The sequence below is a fragment of the Nitrosomonas aestuarii genome, assembly GCF_003046585.1.
GTDB lineage: Bacteria > Pseudomonadota > Gammaproteobacteria > Burkholderiales > Nitrosomonadaceae > Nitrosomonas > Nitrosomonas aestuarii.
The window spans coordinates 43,381-59,910 of record NZ_QAAE01000001.1; the positions used below are offsets into that span (position 1 = coordinate 43,381).

Genomic DNA, 16,530 nt, shown 5'->3' on the forward strand with positions numbered 1-16,530 from the left:
GTGAATTGATTTGAGCATATTTAGCAACGGGTATTGCCTGTAATTTTATGAATAAAGGGGTGATCAGATGTGTTGGAAAACAATCTATCGCATAGCGATAGTAATTGTACTGTTCGAATTATTGAGTAATCCGGTTTGGGCGAAGAAAGCCAAGGAAAAAGTCTATTGGATAGCTGCAGATGAGGTAAATTGGGATTATGCGCCTTCTTTTCCTGTTAGTGCGATGTCGGGACAAGAATTTACCGACGATGAGCGCGTATTTGTGGAGGCGGGGATTGGGCGTCGTTATTTAAAATCCGTATATCGAGAATACACGGCTGGTTTTGCAGCATTAAAACCGAGAAGCGTTGAAGAGCAGCATCTGGGCATCCTTGGACCTATCATCCGCGCCACAGTGGGTGATCGAATTATTGTTCATTTTAAAAATAATACGCGCTTCCCGGCAAACATTCACCCTCACGGTGTTTTCTATACCAAAGCCCATGAAGGGGCATCTTATGACGATGGTAATAATCATAAAAGAGATGACATTGTTGCACCGGGTAAAACGTATACTTATCAATGGGATGTTCCTGAACGTGCCGGCCCGGGTCCCAACGATCCCAGTTCAATTGCTTGGATTTATCACGGTCATGTTGACGAGCCCGTGGATACCAATGCGGGACTCATCGGACCGATTATTATTACTAAACGTGGTGCCGGAGATCAAAATGGTTCACCTGTAGATGTCGACCGGGAGTTTGTTACGCTGTTTACGGTATTCGATGAGAATGTAAGCAGCTATCTCGACGTCAATCTTTCATCTTGCAGTGGGTCTTGTGATCCGGAAGATGAAGATTTTCAGGAAAGTAATCTGATGCATGGTATGAATGGCCTGGTTTATGGCAATAATCAGGGCTATGTCATGGCTAAGCATGAACGGGTACGCTGGTATATTCTGGGTATGGGCACCGAAGTCGATCTGCATACGCCGCACTGGCACGGCGCAACATTACTACATAATGGTAACCGTCTGGATGTGACTGAAGTTTTACCGGCTGCTACTAAAACGCTTGATATGCGACCCGATTCTCAGGGAGACTGGATGTACCATTGCCATGTCAATGATCATATTGGCGCTGGTATGGTGACGCATTTTGCAGTCAAATGAAAACGGTTTAAAAAACATCAGCCGATTTTTCATTGCAAAAATTGATTATTTTTGCAATGAAAGGCGCATGCACTGCACAGTGCTTATTCGAACGGTGCTTTATCATGGTGATGCATGTGGTCGTCATGTTCAGCAGTGCTACTGCCGCCATTTTTGCTGGTCAGTTCATGGTAGCGGTCTGTTGACATGCCGGCTAAATCTTGAACAAAAAAGGCCATTGCCCAGATAACGTTATTGTCATGTGTAATTCCCCAGGCAGGCATGGCCGTCATCTTGATGCCGTTCTTAATAACCCAGAAATACGCTTTAATCTGTTCCTGTGAATCTTCCTGACTGGTAGGCGGTATGCGCTGATGAAACACCGGTGCCTGCGGATAGAGACCTTGTGCCAGTTCAGTGGTTGCCTGCCCAGGTGCAAGATGACATGCGGTGCACATGGCATCATAGTGCATGGCTCCTATAGTCACATAATCAAAGTCGCTTGATGCGCTCATTACGGGGATTTCCAGGTCTTTTGAGCGTGCTGAAATGGAATTGACACGCACCCATTCAATCATTTTCTCGGTAATCGTCCAGTGCTTTTCTGTGGCTGCCATGTTGTAGGCGCCTGATCCCATGACATATGCCGCTGCCAACAGTGATGCGAGTAGCAGACCAACAATTAATTTCATCTTTTGCTCTCCTTATTCTTATGCGTGGATGAACAAATAAAAAATCTGTAGATACGCGGTCACAATAGCATATCCCATGTTAATTGCGGGAGAAATTAATCCGTGAGATCTGCTCACATGGCGTGCTAGGCTATTGTCACCTCTTTGGATAAATAGACATCCTGAATAGTATTAAGCAATTTTATGCCTTCTGCAAACGGTTTCTGAAATGCTTTTCGTCCGGAAATAAGTCCCATACCGCCTGCACGTTTATTAATGACTGCAGTACGAACGGCTTGATGTAAATCATCACTGCCGGATTCTCCGCCTGAGTTAATCATGCCGATGCGCCCCATATAACAATTGGCAACTTGATAACGTACCAGGTCAATCGGGTGGCCTGTCGTCAGTTCGTCGTAGACTTTAGGACTGGTTTTGCCAAATTTAATGGCGTTGTAACCGCCGTTGTTGATGGCCATTTTTTGTTTAATGATGTCGGCGCCGATGGTGGCTGCCAAATGATTGGCCTGACCGGTCAGGTCGGCGCTGACATGGTAATCTTTGTCGGCTTTCTTGAATGCAGAGTTGCGGGTATAAGCCCACAAAATGGTGACCATACCCAGATCATGTGCATGTTCAAAGGCTTCAGTCACTTCCTGGATTTGTCTACGCGATTCTTCTGAACCATAAAAAACGGTAGCGCCAACTGCACAGGCGCCCATATCGAAGGCCTGATCAACGCTGGCAAAAAGGGTTTGATCATATTTATTGGGATAAGTCAGAAGTTCGTTATGGTTAATCTTGAGAATCATCGGGATTTTATGCGCATATTTTCGTGCAATACTGCCGAGTACGCCCAGCGTTGATGCGACGCCATTACAACCGCCTTCAATAGCCAGTTTGGCAATATTTTCAGGATCGAAAAACATCGGATTGGGTGCAAAGGATGCGCCGGCTGAGTGTTCTACGCCCTGATCAACCGGTAACAAGGATAAATAACCCGTGCCGGCCAAACGCCCATGATTGTAGAGCGCCTGAAGATTGCGCAAAACACACGGTTTGCGGTTGTTCGCAATGAATACACGATCAATGAAATCGGGACCCGGAGTGTATAATCCGTCTTTAGGAATGCCTTTGCAGATATGATCGAGGAGTGTTTCGCTCTCGTCTTTCAGGATAGTGGTGATGGTCGTCATTTTCTTTCCTTTTGATTGCAAGATTGGTGAATAAAGGGTGTCAGAATGAAGGGATTGAGCTTTTCCAAAAAAATTCACTGCTATTCCACTCTCACGCAGATCGACAGTCCAGTCGGCTAAAATCAAGCCATGGCTGATTAAACTCAATTTGAGTAGCCAACATGCGCATTGTAATACGATCTTTTAGTAAAAACTCTAAAACCATATTTGTAAAACGTATTTTTTGAATCAGGCTTGCCAGAAACGGTATTTATGGCTCGCAATACTCAGACACAGTATCATCATACAGTTTTAATCAACTGTCGCTCATAGAGTTTGGGCTGAGTCCACTAACTGGCTTTATTTGGCTATAAAAATGCATATGTTTACATTTTCGGGGCGGGCGATGTAAGGCAACAACAGGTGAGATAGCGGATTAATGCATAATAAATGTGCATTTAGAATCTGTTTCTTACGCTGCAGCGGTACTGCGGATATTTTTTCTCTAAGCTAATAAATTTTTAATATCGCTTAGAGAGCCGATCAAGTATCGGGGGCTGTTGAGCTGCGCGACTAAACGCTTTCATAGCTTAAAAAATTAGGAGCGAAATTATTGATTTGATAGATTGTCTTTTGAGAAATAGCATTCGTAATAACCGCTGATCGCCATGCCATCAGGCTCGTTTGTGGTTCGAAGATTCCGTGTTCATATCTGCTAAAATTTTGCACGAAAATTTTGTTATTGACAGATCCTTCCCATTGTATTGAGAAGTCTTTATTTACCTGAAAGCAGTTACTTTCATCAAAATGAATATAATGTTTAATTGAATTGATGAATTTCGGAATACTGTTCTCAAAACCGGTACATAAGATCACAATGTCAGCGTTCAGGCGCTCTTTTTTTTGTGTAAAGTGATTTGACAAGCAGAGTTCATAATAGCTGTTGGTATTGCTGACGCTTTCGAGTCGTCGATACGGAAGGATTTTGAAATTTATCTGAGAATTAACTACGTTTTGTGCATAATAAAGTTCATTGTAAAGATTCTGTAAATAGGCTGGCGTATTACCATCGCTGGACAACTTTTGATAATTAACAATTTGTTTTTTCAGTTCAATATTTATCGTAAAAAAATCTTCTGCATAATTCGGACTGAAGTACTCATTAGTAAATGCGGACTCATCTAAAGGTTCCAGATTGGGTCTGCTGGAAACAAGCGTTACCGATTCTGCACAGCCCCATTTTTCTTTTAATATATTTCTAAAAACTTCAATACCTGTCTGGCCGCCGCCGATAATCACGATACTTTTATTATGCGTATTCAAGCTTTCTAAAAAAGCAGATTTGGCATGGAAAAATGTCTTGCTGATATAAGGTACGGTAAACGCCGGAATCTTGGGACTGATTCCTGTACCAATGCATATATTTTTGGTTTTAAATTTCTTTTCTTTATTCTCAATAGTAAAAAATTTCCCGTCATAACGAAGCGTTTCAATTTTAGAATTGAATGATAATTTTTCCGGCATTTGCTGGGCTACCCACTGACAATAGAGCTCAAACTCTTTTCTGGTGACGACGTTTCGGTTGGTATTCATAAATGAATGAAAAAGACCATTCTGTACCAGATAGTTTAGAAAAGAATAGGGACTTGTAGGATCGACACCGGTCACGAGGTCTTTCAAAAAAGCCGTTTGCATGTCTGAGTCCGGAAAAATAATTTCCGAGTGCCATTGAAATAATGGCTTTTCATCAAAGAAATGGGTTTTTAAAAATTTATTTTTTTCTGAAACGGCAGCCAGACTCAGATTGAACGGACCGATCCCGATGCCTGCGAGATCAAGTATATTATCCATGGTGATTGCCTTTTGCTAACAGCGGATTTTTCAGCGGATTTCCAAGCTCTGGTCTGGGTCTTTGTGCAGAATCCTGATAACCGATTGCAAAACGCACTCTATTCAAGAGAATCCGGTGAAAGTTGGATGTCATCAGACTCGGCACATTGGATTGAGTCGGATAATTTTTTTCGTAGTCAGAAATTACGGAACCGAGTAAGTGATAAAAGTTTGTTTCTTTAAAACGATGTGAAATAAAAAGTGCTTGGGAAACGAATCTGAGCACCGATACAAAATGACCGGTTATCAAATCGTAAATAATATGTTCAGCAGGAAGAAAATCGATCTTATTCAATGTGCGTACAGAGAATTTGTTTCTTGTCTGCGATGGCAAGTTTTTATTGAATCGTAAATCACCCTGAAAATCCTTTATGATCAGGCCTGACGGGATACTGTTTTTAAGTTTCAGTAATGTGTTTTGGCCATGCGCAACAAGACCGATCCCATATTGAGATTGAAGATGGTAGAGGGGGATCACCACCTTTTTAAAATACTGTTCTAGCCATTGCTCGATGGACAACAACGATTTATCTATCAGATGGCCGATTAAAGAATTTCCATTATTATCCTGAAAAGAGAGTGATCCGGTCATCAGGCATTTTTCATGTTGTTTGAGCTTGGTTGTACTGGGTTCCCGCCATATTGCGCCAAGAAATTCTTTATAACGATACGGCGCATCTTGAATATCGCTGTATTCAGGTGAAACATAGCTGAAAGCGGCCACATCCTTTAAACAATCGGTATTTGCTTCAACTAATACATCATCCTGCTTAAGAATGGATTCAATGCCTTCTGATATATCTGAAGCGACTGAGATATAGTGTGCAGGAATGCCTCTAACGCATGAGGTATTTAAAATTGAAATGGGCAGTTTTAGATCGTAACGCTGCCTGTTACTGTAATTAGAAAAAGTTCTTATCGATATGTGCGGTTTGTAGTAATCACCGATGCTTGAAAGAAAGACAATGTTTTTACTACTGATATCTTTCTGAAAAAAGATTCGAATTTTATTTTCCCACTGCCAAGCGTGTACTGGAATAATATAATAAGAATCAAAATCAATTGTATTATCATTACATATTTCTTTTAAATGATTCATTGCTTGTTTGGACAAATCGGCAGTTGCAATTGCCTCAAAAGATTGCTCTTTTGCGCAGTTAATCGTAAGCAGATTTTTTTTGATGGCTAAACGAACAAACTTAACCGTGTTACTATTTTCTGGTGCGAAAGCCGACAGGTCGTCCGGAGACCAGCCGATTCTCCCTTTATTGAGAATAAGCTTAGGATGTCCATTGAGATAGGTTTCTATCTCCAGTGAATCGAGTTGATACATTTTTTCGACAGATATCGGCTTTTGCAATAAAACTTGATCGCTATAAAGCGTATGGAACATTTCTTCTAGAAAATTGGCGAGGGTGATGTCTCCCATTTTTGTCAAATATTGCGTTTCTTTAAAAAACCTTGCAGCATCAAGCATCTGACCATCACTGCGTTTTAGTGTATCTGCATCAATAACGAGATCGCACCAAACGCTTTTAAATGCCTTGAAAGCGTAATTTACCTGTTTATTTATTCTTAAACTATAAGTGTTTTTTTCTGTTTCACTGAGTTCATCAGTAAAAATTTCTTCAAAATACAGTTCACTGATGGCTTTAATGATAAGGTTTCTGTTCGCTGTTTCCCAACTCATAAGTGCCCTCCGGTAAACAGTCGTTCCCGGGTGCATTCCAAGAGCACGGCGTGTTTATGTGGAAAGCTGAATTCTTTTATTCGCCTCCATACGGGAAAAGAATCTACGTATTGCAGCACCTTTCTGTTATCCGAGCGAGGTTCGGCCATGATTTTTAAAGTTCTCGGGTCGTCAAGAAAAAGGTAGTGAACAACGCATTTCAATACTGCATCAGTATTTTTGATACCTAAGAACTTTCTCTCTCCGATTAGAAAATGAAAGCCTCTGTCATAATCGTGGCTGTCGTAGTAAGGCCCCAGTCGGTCTTCCTTCGTCCAGTAAAATTCAAAATACCCAACAGGCTCACCATCGACTTCCAGCATTGCCGGGATAAGATGTGGATCGGCCAGGTTCTTTTTTATATATTCGAGATGTTTTTCGGGGGTACCTGCAAGCTCCCAGTATTCCGAAACACGTCCGTTGTTATGCCATGAAGAAAATACAGCCAAATCTCTTGCCGGATCAATGACTCTGAATACGATTGTTCTGTTGATTTCATAAATGTATCTCTCGTAAAGCGAAGTATTTTTCTCCGGGTTGTGTCTCACGGGGTGGGAGACATCGTTAGTTCTCATCCAGGTTGTTGGATAAAGATCGTTTTCAGACGGCTTTATCCAATAAGGGGAAAATTGAAAAAACTCACTGCGGTTGATTATAATATTATGATTATTCGAGTTAACTTCTATTTCCTGAACGCCGGGCCTGAAGTATTCTTTTAATCGTTCCTCGTTATTCAGAAAAAAACTTCTCATGGTGGAAACGGTTCTATGCATTACAAGAATCTTTGGAAATTTTATAGAGTGGGTTATCAATTGCGTTATAGATATCTAACGGGTTCTTCTCGGTATTTTCATTGACGCCGTTCAAACAACAAAAAAAATTCCCTTTTTGTTTTAACGTGCTTGAATTCAGTAAGTAATCAATAAAGGAATAATCCAGTAGATGACTGCTTTTTTTATTCTGCAGGTATTTTAGAACCATCCTGAGTAACGTTTCTTCGGTACACGCCTGTTGTACCGCCAGAGCATTGATTAAACTGAATGTTGAATTTATGATGAGATAGTATCCAAGCAGCGCGTGTGCCATCGGGTTATCTAGAACATTACCGTTATTGACGTCGAGGGATAATGTCTCGTTTTTCATTTTTTCATAGCCAAGCCGGGTATAGCCTGTTCCCTGGCAATCTCTGAAAATAACGCCGCAGGGATAATTGTCATTTAATTGAACAATGATATTCTGCTGATGCGCGCCAAAAAGGATGCCGTAGTCTGCTTGGGCCATAATAAAGGGATCAAGCACATTTTCCAGATACAGGCCAAACCATTTTTTTGCATCTATACTACGCGATGAAAAAAATCCCTTGTCCAGATACGGATTGGGTTGCGTTATTGTCGACAAAACGATGGCTTCTTTTTTGTCATGCGCCTTGAAAGGATTTTCTCTGATAAGCACGATTGTTTCCAGGATAATCGGATTTGACAGCCCCTTAATCGCCAGGAATGAAGGCTCGTTCAATATTTGAAAGCTTGGATGCTCAGTGAGAAACTGCTTTCCGCTGGTTGAATTCATGACTTCGTGGACTTGAAGTCCTCTGACAACTTCAACTGCCTGCAAATGCCTGATTGAATTGGTTATTCTGAGCGAAAGTGAAAACTTAAGCATATAATCGCTGTTCTCACAATAAATGGTTCGCAATGAACTCGTCGCTTTCCATTTTAATAGGCCCTCTTTTTCAATCGGTATCAGGTGTTTATTTTTTATTAACGTATCGATATCATGATGTTTATTGATCACTCTAAATTGCCAGGGATGAAAAGGAAAGGGCTTGTATTGACTGTCAACGACTTCGTGATGGTCTTGTTCAAAAAGATTGGCACACCAGTCCTCATCAACAAAATGACTTGAATTCATTTGGAAAAAATATTCTTTTTTAAGTAAAACCCATTTTAAGGCGAATGCATTGCCGAACTCGGGTGCGAATAACTGATGGTCGTGATTTTTAAACTGTTCCTTGCTCTTGGGGCAGGGATGAAAATTGTGCCCGAGTATGAGTGCCTGTTCAGCGTCTATAAAAGACAAAGGCTTTATTCGGAATAGGGCGCCATAGCCTGGTTTTCTATAAATCAATATTTTTATCAGATTTTGGTAGCTTTCCATGATGCGTGGGTAAAGCACGTGAAAACCATCTTTTTTATTGATGATCTGGAAAAGCTCTTGTACAAACATTTTAAAGCTTAGCGATTCCTTGTTCCTGTCTATGGTTCTGTAAAAAGCATTTTTATAAGCATGACTACCCACATTAGAATATTGCTCAAGTGCAATACTTAACGTTTTGCGTTCATTTCTAAATACAATTTCATTATTTTCCACTTCAAAATCATGCCATTCTCTCAGGAGAGAATTAACCAGTGCAGTTGCAGAAAATTTTTCTGCAAGCTGCTTCGTATTAAAATTCTGATGATTCATTTTCAATATACATCCAGCGAATAAGCATATTTTTTGGATTTTGCGTGATAAGTTACGCCAATACAGTGTAGATCCACTATTCAGTGCGTTATGCAATAAGATAGCAGTCAATTAATGTAAATGCAAATCATTTGTATTACTGTTATTATTGTGATTTTAAACTTAACTTTAACTCTCTTAATCTTGATGAGCCAACATGAAGTTTCTGCGATCTCTCCAATAGTGCTCGCTTTGCCAATTGCTATTACAGGCGCCACACAGAGCTTACTTGTGATCGCATTGCCAATTATTATCGCGTTGACCGAACTGAAGATCAGTCAGCTGAGTCCTGTTCTGGGGCTTTCTGCGCTTGCATTTCTGATTGGTGGATATGTCTGGCCAAGACGCATAATGCCGGGGCAGCGTCGTCAGTTGCTGCAAAGACTCCTGGCCGTTGCGGCGATCAGTCAAATTTTATTTGTCGTCCTCTTATTTGCCGGTACTTACGAAATATTCGGCGCATTTATTCTGCTGAGCGCATTATTTGTCACAAGATTCATCTACGGGTTTACCGTATCGGGTGTTTATCCCACAGTACAGGCCTGGCTGGTCAGTGAGCACTCGGAGTCTGAGCAGATTCGCCATAGAGCGCTGACATACATGAGCGTGACAATTAATGCTGCCCGTGTCCTGGTTCCATTGATAGCGTCAGGACTGATAATGTATCAATCTGAGATGGTGTTGGCGCTGTTGATCGGATTGCCACTTGCAGCGCTGTTGTTGTTGCCCCGGGAGCAAATACCATTAATCAATGTATCGCTTGCCGCGCCTGTAAACCGATGGCCTGAAATTACCATTGTACTGCCGGCAGTTCTGGTTCACATGAGTCTGGGGATCGCAGAGTTCATTATCGGCCCTTATCTCTCCGTTGAGTGGGGGATTACGCTTGGCAACACATTAATCTATACAGCGCTTCTTCTCGCAAGCATAGCTGCCTGCATGATGCTTACTCAATTCATAAGTCTACGTTATCGTCTCCAACCCGGTCAGTTGTTGATCTGGTCTCCAGCAGGGATGGCGTTGGGCGCGTTTATTGCAGCTATCTATCCATCGACATTGCCTGCAGGATTGATGTTAATCGCGATTTCACTTGCCTTGCTGCTGCCAGCCTCGGCTACCGGTGCTGTTGCAGGCCGTGATCCGAAAGCTCAGGCGCATGCCAGTGCCGATCTTTACACTGCGCGAATTCTTGGGCATCTGCTGGGTGTAACGATTGCCGGTCCTTTGTTCGAGATCGCTTCACACCTGCCGCTTGTTGCCGCTGCAATATCTGCTCTTATGGCGATACCTGCCAGCGCGAAACTCCGGCGGGCGCTGACAACCAGTGCTTAAACGTTCAGTTTGTTATGCACTAACATCAAACTATCTTTTAAGTGAAGATACGATAATTTTGACATTGCATCGAATAAAGATACCGTCAACACAAAAAAGAGCCCAGCGGTACAAATTTACGCTGCGCTCTTTCCCCTATAAAATTAATATTATGCGGCTACAGTGAAGAAATCGGTAAGATTAGCGCTGACATCATCAACCGATACGCCTACTAACTGGATTGTACTGCCGCCACCCAGATCAATTGTGGTTCCAAAGTCATCGCTGCCTTCTTCTCCATAACTGGTAATGCGGGTTGCAAAATCATCAGCGGTCTGAATACCTGTGCCGTTGATATCAGCGACGATCATGAACTGGTCTGTCTCGGCATTAAAACTGTTTACCGTGTCATTACCATCATCACCTCTATAGACAAGCTCATTCGAACGATCGTCTCGTGAACCTGAACCATAGAGCAGATCGTCGCCAGCCTGACCAAAAATCTGATTGTGACCCGAACCGCCGCTAATCCAGTCGTTTCCACCGTTACCTAGAATAACGTCGTCTTCTTCACCCCCAAAAATAACGTCGGTACCATCACCACCGATAATCAAATCGTTACCGAGTGAGCCATATAAAGCGTTGGTACCTGTCACACCGTACAATGTATCGCCATCTTCATTACCGAACAACTGATCGTTGCCCACTCCGCCCCACAAAAGGTCGGCGCCCAAGCCACCCTCAAGCCAATCATTGCCGGAGCCGCCATACATCAAATCGTTGCCGGCTTCTCCGAATAGCAGGTCATTACCTGCTTCAGCGTAAACAACGTCGTCGCCATCGCCCAGATAAGCAACATCGTTTTCGTAACCGAGCCTGAGTCCGTCATCACCGCCACCAGCAAGCACTACTGATGAACCAGATGTCCATATCACTTCACCTTCGTTAGATCCAAAAACAAGGCCAGTGCCGCGTACAATTTCAGTCATACTTCACTCCTAATTGATTATTGGTTTTCGTTTGGTCACACTATCGTGCGCTATCTCTGTGATCAGCAGTAAAGAAAAAATGAGTACTTTAAAAACAATCTCAATCAATTCAAGACTAGTTTGTTCACATTAATGAGAATTATAATCATTTGTATTTAGATTATCAATATTATTTGTGTTTTTAACCTGAGATTTATATTCCGGTTCATATTCAAATTCTGATCAACGTTATAAAACAGTTGTTTTAAAGATTAGAACGCGAATATAAATTGCGTCGCAAGCATCAGGTGCCGCGTATAAGTGGCTCGCATTTTGCCCTTAAAGGTGCAAACATTCTTTAAGGGCAAAATGCTGCTGTGGAAACGATGAGTTATATAAATGGTTCTTGCTGCTTGTTGCGTCGTCGGGCGGCGAATATTAAAGCGCTCAGCCCCAGTCCCACCAGAAACAGGGTGTCTGGTGCCGGAACCGCTTGCAGACCGGATTCAAAGGACATAATTTGAAAATTGGGCTCTAGATGAATTTTGATTATCTGGGTAATGGAGAAAGGCTGGTTAATGTCATTGACAGCAATTCGGCCATAGCTGCCATTAAATCCATTGCCGCCACTGAAAATACCATTGCCCAGTGTTGTCGCGCCGACCGTATCAAAATTTAAATTAGAGGTATTGTAGAAGTAATTTACTTCAACCGTGTTTAATGGATTTGTGCCGAGTCTTCCTGCAATTCCGGCGCTTAAAAAGCCGTTAACACCCAACCCATCCAGCATAAAATCATTATCTGAAATTTCAATGGTGAGTGTGCCGCCGCTTGCAGAGGAGACAGCAAGTTCACGCAAAAAAAGGTCTGCCTGGGTGTTGGTATTTGGGGGCAGGGGCTTTGATACGCCTGAGGAGGCGGTCAGAAAGAAATTTGGCGTGCTGAAAGATGTTGAGAGCAAACCCAATATACCCGGACTATTATCGGGTGTTGTGCTCGCTCCACCAGTGGTTATTTGGTCAGTGGCCGTGATAACTGTCGGCGCGCCTGTAAGTGGTGTATCCGTTATTCTTAACATTAACGTTGCCTGGCTTGCATTGATGCCGAGCACTGAAATGAACAAAAATGTAATAAAGCTTTTTGTAAATTTAATTAGAACTGTTGTTATTGTCATGATATTGCTCTTGATTTCTATGTGTTGTGGTTGATTTGGTTAAATATATAACACCTTGTTCTTTTTGGATTAAATTGCTGTATGTGTGTGCGTCCAACAATCGTCTTGCTGGATTGTTCTGAATCTATAGAATGTGTCACTGTTGTTACCAGTTGAATGCGTAAGTAAAACCGACGATACGTCCCGGGCCCGTGGCAAAACCATAAGGCGTACCCGAAGCCTGACTGACTAATGGAAAATAATTTTCATTTAACAGATTTTTGACGGCAACAGTAAAATGTCCTGGCCCTACTGCAATACTTGATGTCAGGTCGACAATGACATAATCATCTACAGGCAGCCCGCCAAATTGTGTTGAATTGGGTGTTCGGTCACCGATATATAATGCCTGCATTCGGTTTTGCCACCAGCTTAACGGGCTATATTCGAGAAAACCTGATAACTTCACTGGCGAAATTCGGGTATTCGGTAAATCTTCATCAAACTTGCCGTCATTATCCAGGTCCATCTCGCCTTCCGCCCAGCTTGCGGTGCCGCCAACATTTACTTGTTCATTCACCTGATAAGACAATTCGCCTTCAACGCCCCAGATACGTTCGGGTAGCTTAATGATGCTCAGGTCTTTGTTAAAGGTAGTGCCATTATTCGAGTCGCTGTAGAAACCCACTACTGACGCCTGCACAGGTCCATAGCGGCCGCGCAGGCCCAGTTCGAAGTTATCGACCTTTGCTGCTTCGGAGGCCAGCTGACCGGCGCTGGAAATTGCCGCATTTGCGTCTCTGATTGCACGTCCGATATCCGCAATAGAAAAACTCTGGGAATAGCCGCCGTAGAGCTCAAGGTAGTCCGTAATGAATACAACTGCACTGCCATTAAACAATGTGTTGTTATAATCCACCTCATCACCGCTGACGCTGTTTCCACCGCGATTGATTACATTTGAAATGTCGACAGAGATGGCTTCCTGACGGACGCCGCCCCGCAATATCGCATAGTCGCTAATCGGTAATTCAAGCTCTAAAAATCCTGCAAGCGCATCTTGTCGCATGAAAGGCACGACTGTTGGTCCATCAAGTCCTGCCTGAACCACCTGATCGCGCAGATAATCCAGACCCCAGATTGCACTGAACTCGTAATTTTTAATGGTAATGGGGGTGTTAATCGTTAACCGGCTGCCAAATTTTTCAGCCCTGACTTCAGTTTGTGCAAACCCTGGAAATTTGGCAAAGCGCGCGATCTGATCGCCATAATAGCCTTTCAGAGAAACATGGCTGCCAAAAAAGTTTTTATTGATATAGTCAACACCCACAAGTGTGTTTTTTGTCCCGGGATTAAATGGATTAAATTGACCGCGCACCGCCGGAGTTTTGATGCCATTCGCCGGATCTCCGAGGCCGAATGTATAGTTGGTGTCCTGTCTGATATTAAAATGGTTAACAGTGAATTGCACACGCTGCCGGTCATTGTCAAAATTAAAACCCAATTTCCCGAGAATATTAAAGGTATTGGTGTCGGCCAGTCCGCCCTGCACGCCAATTGGATCGGGGGCAATACGATCACCGCTCGCATCAAAAAATTGGCCACGTTCACCGTATGTACCGGACACCAGATAATCCATATTGTCCCGTGTACCGGAAATCCGATGTGTTGTCTCCCACATAATTGAGTCATCAAAATGCTGTGTTGAGAAACGTATGCCGCCTTTTGAAAAACCTTCTCTCAACTTCTTGGAGGCGTGCTTGGTAATAATGTTAATCAGGCCACCGGCTGCGCCAAAACCATAAGCGGCAGTGCCGCCCCGCACAACCTCGATACGTTCAATCGCATCGACATCAATGGTATTCAGATCACGACTGGATGTGCGAAGGGCAGTTGACTGCGGAATACCATCGATTAACACCAGGTAATCACGACCACGCAGCGTCTGGCCGAACGATGAAAGTGCTTCCGTGCTGGGTCCCAGCCCAGGTACGGTTTTGGCCAAAACATCACTTAAATTACGTGCAAATGCCGCTTGTTGCTGAATATCTTTATTGGATATCACGGTCACTGAACGGGTTGTTTCCGAGACGGGCGTTTCAGTCCGCGTGGCCGTGACAACGACTGGTTCCATAGCGCTATTGCGGCCAGATGTGTCCTGCGCGAAAAGTTGGTTGGATAATGTGCCTCCAATCAACAATAGTTGAACGGGTAACATGCGATGCCATCTGTAGATTAAATTAAATATTGTTGTCATTTTAGTTTTAATATAATAATGAGAAAAATAAACTAAGCAATAATGATTAGCATTCAATAAATATAAAATTTATTGGATGTATCGAATTACATTCATCGTTATTTTTGATACTGCTACTTGTGGTATTTTTAAAAAAATCGCTGGTTTGAGCTATTGGCTCAAGAAGATCGATTCTATTTTTTAGGCCTTGCTAATAATCGGTTGTTAACGGCTGATTCCATTTTGCAATTTGTATTGAACTGTGCTTGCTTTGTCTCAAATGATGAAATATTTCGCAGGTTATATATTTCATCATGTTAGCCGTGCCTTTGTGAATTTCGCCTGCGGTTTCTGCCGCCGATACCACCAGGTATACAGGCCAGTAACAAACAATAGAGATGGGGCCAGTCCTGCTGCAAACATCAGTAAACGGCCCGGCAACCCTGCAGCGGTTCCAATATGTAAAGGGTATTTTAGATCTGCAATTTGTTGACCAGTCCCGCTATATTTAGCATCATGATTCATCAACACTTCGCCCGTCACAGTATTTAATGCGACATAACTTGTGCCATTTGGATGCGAATTTTCCGGATGTTTCAGTCTGACAACAAAAGGTGCTTGCGGATGGCTTGGAAATCGCAACCAGGTCGCCTGCGCATCAGGTACAGTAGACTCGGCAGTCTTCAGTAGTTCACTGGGTGTAATAGGTGTGACTTGCGGTGCTGCAATTTCAATTAGCGGCGGTTCGGGTAGTCCTGGACCACCAAAAACCGCGATCAGCGCAGCGTTGGTTTGTTTGTAGAAAACCATAGCGGTGCCTGTCAGCGCAGCAGTAAAAAGCAATATCATTGAAATCAATCCAACTGAGCGATGCAGCGCAAACCATCGCGCTAATCGAGACTCTTTACGAGGTATGCGCAGTGCATTTAATAGTTTCCGCCAGCCTGGCCATGCCAGCCATAATCCGGTTAAAACTGTTAGCAATAAGACTATTCCTATGAATCCGTTAACAAGCAATCCGTTATCGCCTGCCAGTAGGTGTACATGAAAATCATGCAGAAAACCTAATAGACCAGCGTGCTCATCACGCTTGCCGAGGATCTCCAGACTCCATGGGTTAACGTATACAAGCTGTATCACTTTATCATTTTCTATCCAATATTCGATGCTGCGGTGTGGTTCTCGTGGCAAACGAGCCAGTAACAGGGTGTGATTTGGAAATTCGATCCGAACCTTATCAGTTGCTTCGTCCAACCGGACAGGTTCGGGTTGCGGATTGACGTGCCAGAGGTTGGAATTAAAGTAGACGTCCAGTTCATCATCGAAAACGAGAATACTTCCCGTTAATCCTGACAGACTAAAAATTGCACCGATAACAATTCCGACCCACAAATGTATTTTTTGTAACAAGTGATGTCCTTTCCAATTAATAATAAAAATAGTCGTATAAGTTTTTTAAAACAGCATGTTTTATTCGGCTTGCAAGGTGATGCAGCTGGGTGGTTGTGAGAAATTCACGGCGCGAGTAACAAATTATCTAACTCAAAGAAAATCTCCTCATCGTTGATGCGACGGGCTTGTAGTGTAAAAGAACCGCGGTAGTTGGTGATATTGATAGCACTTTAATCATTAAGTTATTTTTGATAATAATGCTAATGATAATGATTATTATTAATAAATGCAATATGTCGTGTGGGAGCGTATTGTTTGAATGATGATCAGAAAATGGCGACAGTTAATCACTGCGAAAACTTCAATTTCTA

12 protein-coding genes are annotated in these 16,530 nt (G+C 42.8%); 2 read left to right on the forward strand and 10 right to left on the reverse strand.

Annotated features, from left to right (window positions below):
* Positions 1 to 67: 67 nt before the first annotated feature.
* Complete coding sequence (locus C8R11_RS00285; RefSeq protein WP_107793966.1) at positions 68 to 1,150, forward strand: multicopper oxidase domain-containing protein; 1,083 nt, start codon at positions 68 to 70, stop codon at positions 1,148 to 1,150.
* Between the two features lie 83 nt (positions 1,151 to 1,233).
* On the opposite strand, the gene C8R11_RS00290 is transcribed toward C8R11_RS00285, so the two are convergent.
* The 6 genes from C8R11_RS00290 to C8R11_RS00315 form a co-directional block, all read right to left on the reverse strand.
* Positions 1,234 to 1,821, reverse strand: a complete 588-nt coding sequence (locus C8R11_RS00290; protein ID WP_107793967.1) for a c-type cytochrome — start codon at positions 1,819 to 1,821, stop codon at positions 1,234 to 1,236.
* A 125-nt stretch (positions 1,822 to 1,946) separates the two neighbouring features.
* Positions 1,947 to 2,996 carry a class I fructose-bisphosphate aldolase gene (locus C8R11_RS00295; RefSeq protein WP_107793968.1) on the reverse strand — a complete coding sequence of 350 codons (1,050 nt, stop codon included), beginning with the start codon at positions 2,994 to 2,996 and terminating at the stop codon, positions 1,947 to 1,949.
* 552 nt (positions 2,997 to 3,548) lie between these two features.
* Complete coding sequence (locus C8R11_RS00300; RefSeq protein ID WP_107793969.1) at positions 3,549 to 4,826, reverse strand: lysine N(6)-hydroxylase/L-ornithine N(5)-oxygenase family protein; 1,278 nt, start codon at positions 4,824 to 4,826, stop codon at positions 3,549 to 3,551.
* The gene (locus tag C8R11_RS00305) at positions 4,819 to 6,555 is read right to left on the reverse strand and encodes an IucA/IucC family protein (protein WP_107793970.1); all 1,737 of its coding nucleotides are present in this window, start codon (positions 6,553 to 6,555) and stop codon (positions 4,819 to 4,821) included. Before C8R11_RS00305 ends, C8R11_RS00300 begins: the two co-directional genes overlap by 8 nt.
* Positions 6,552 to 7,367 carry a GNAT family N-acetyltransferase gene (locus C8R11_RS00310; RefSeq protein ID WP_107793971.1) on the reverse strand — a complete coding sequence of 272 codons (816 nt, stop codon included), beginning with the start codon at positions 7,365 to 7,367 and terminating at the stop codon, positions 6,552 to 6,554. Before C8R11_RS00310 ends, C8R11_RS00305 begins: the two co-directional genes overlap by 4 nt.
* A complete protein-coding gene (locus tag C8R11_RS00315; protein WP_107793972.1) occupies positions 7,360 to 9,060 on the reverse strand; it encodes an IucA/IucC family protein in 1,701 nt (566 codons plus the stop codon). Before C8R11_RS00315 ends, C8R11_RS00310 begins: the two co-directional genes overlap by 8 nt.
* A 186-nt stretch (positions 9,061 to 9,246) precedes the next feature.
* Here C8R11_RS00315 and C8R11_RS00320 point away from each other — a divergent pair, with 186 nt between their 5' ends.
* The gene (locus tag C8R11_RS00320; RefSeq protein WP_107794172.1) at positions 9,247 to 10,431 is read left to right on the forward strand and encodes an MFS transporter; all 1,185 of its coding nucleotides are present in this window, start codon (positions 9,247 to 9,249) and stop codon (positions 10,429 to 10,431) included.
* 149 nt (positions 10,432 to 10,580) lie between these two features.
* Here C8R11_RS00320 and C8R11_RS00325 read toward each other — a convergent pair whose 3' ends face one another.
* From C8R11_RS00325 to C8R11_RS00340, 4 genes are all read right to left on the reverse strand, one after another.
* The gene (locus C8R11_RS00325; protein WP_107793973.1) at positions 10,581 to 11,399 is read right to left on the reverse strand and encodes a calcium-binding protein; all 819 of its coding nucleotides are present in this window, start codon (positions 11,397 to 11,399) and stop codon (positions 10,581 to 10,583) included.
* A 370-nt stretch (positions 11,400 to 11,769) separates the two neighbouring features.
* Positions 11,770 to 12,552, reverse strand: a complete 783-nt coding sequence (locus C8R11_RS00330; protein WP_107793974.1) for a PEP-CTERM sorting domain-containing protein — start codon at positions 12,550 to 12,552, stop codon at positions 11,770 to 11,772.
* A 145-nt stretch (positions 12,553 to 12,697) separates the two neighbouring features.
* The gene (locus C8R11_RS00335; RefSeq protein WP_107793975.1) at positions 12,698 to 14,788 is read right to left on the reverse strand and encodes a TonB-dependent receptor; all 2,091 of its coding nucleotides are present in this window, start codon (positions 14,786 to 14,788) and stop codon (positions 12,698 to 12,700) included.
* Positions 14,789 to 15,079: 291 nt separating this feature from the next.
* Positions 15,080 to 16,177 carry a PepSY-associated TM helix domain-containing protein gene (locus tag C8R11_RS00340; protein ID WP_219908504.1) on the reverse strand — a complete coding sequence of 366 codons (1,098 nt, stop codon included), beginning with the start codon at positions 16,175 to 16,177 and terminating at the stop codon, positions 15,080 to 15,082.
* Positions 16,178 to 16,530: the final 353 nt, after the last annotated feature.

Excerpts from the sequence above, each read along its gene's own strand:
- C8R11_RS00285 (WP_107793966.1), top strand. The coding sequence starts at position 68 with ATGTGTTGGAAAACAATCTATCGCATAGCGATAGTAATTGTACTGTTC.
- C8R11_RS00290 (WP_107793967.1), bottom strand. The coding sequence starts at position 1,821 with ATGAAATTAATTGTTGGTCTGCTACTCGCATCACTGTTGGCAGCGGCA.
- C8R11_RS00295 (WP_107793968.1), bottom strand. The coding sequence starts at position 2,996 with ATGACGACCATCACCACTATCCTGAAAGACGAGAGCGAAACACTCCTC.
- C8R11_RS00300 (WP_107793969.1), bottom strand. The coding sequence starts at position 4,826 with ATGGATAATATACTTGATCTCGCAGGCATCGGGATCGGTCCGTTCAAT.
- C8R11_RS00305 (WP_107793970.1), bottom strand. The coding sequence starts at position 6,555 with ATGAGTTGGGAAACAGCGAACAGAAACCTTATCATTAAAGCCATCAGT.
- C8R11_RS00310 (WP_107793971.1), bottom strand. The coding sequence starts at position 7,367 with ATGCATAGAACCGTTTCCACCATGAGAAGTTTTTTTCTGAATAACGAG.
- C8R11_RS00315 (WP_107793972.1), bottom strand. The coding sequence starts at position 9,060 with ATGAATCATCAGAATTTTAATACGAAGCAGCTTGCAGAAAAATTTTCT.
- C8R11_RS00320 (WP_107794172.1), top strand. The coding sequence starts at position 9,247 with ATGAGCCAACATGAAGTTTCTGCGATCTCTCCAATAGTGCTCGCTTTG.
- C8R11_RS00325 (WP_107793973.1), bottom strand. The coding sequence starts at position 11,399 with ATGACTGAAATTGTACGCGGCACTGGCCTTGTTTTTGGATCTAACGAA.
- C8R11_RS00330 (WP_107793974.1), bottom strand. The coding sequence starts at position 12,552 with ATGACAATAACAACAGTTCTAATTAAATTTACAAAAAGCTTTATTACA.
- C8R11_RS00335 (WP_107793975.1), bottom strand. The coding sequence starts at position 14,788 with ATGACAACAATATTTAATTTAATCTACAGATGGCATCGCATGTTACCC.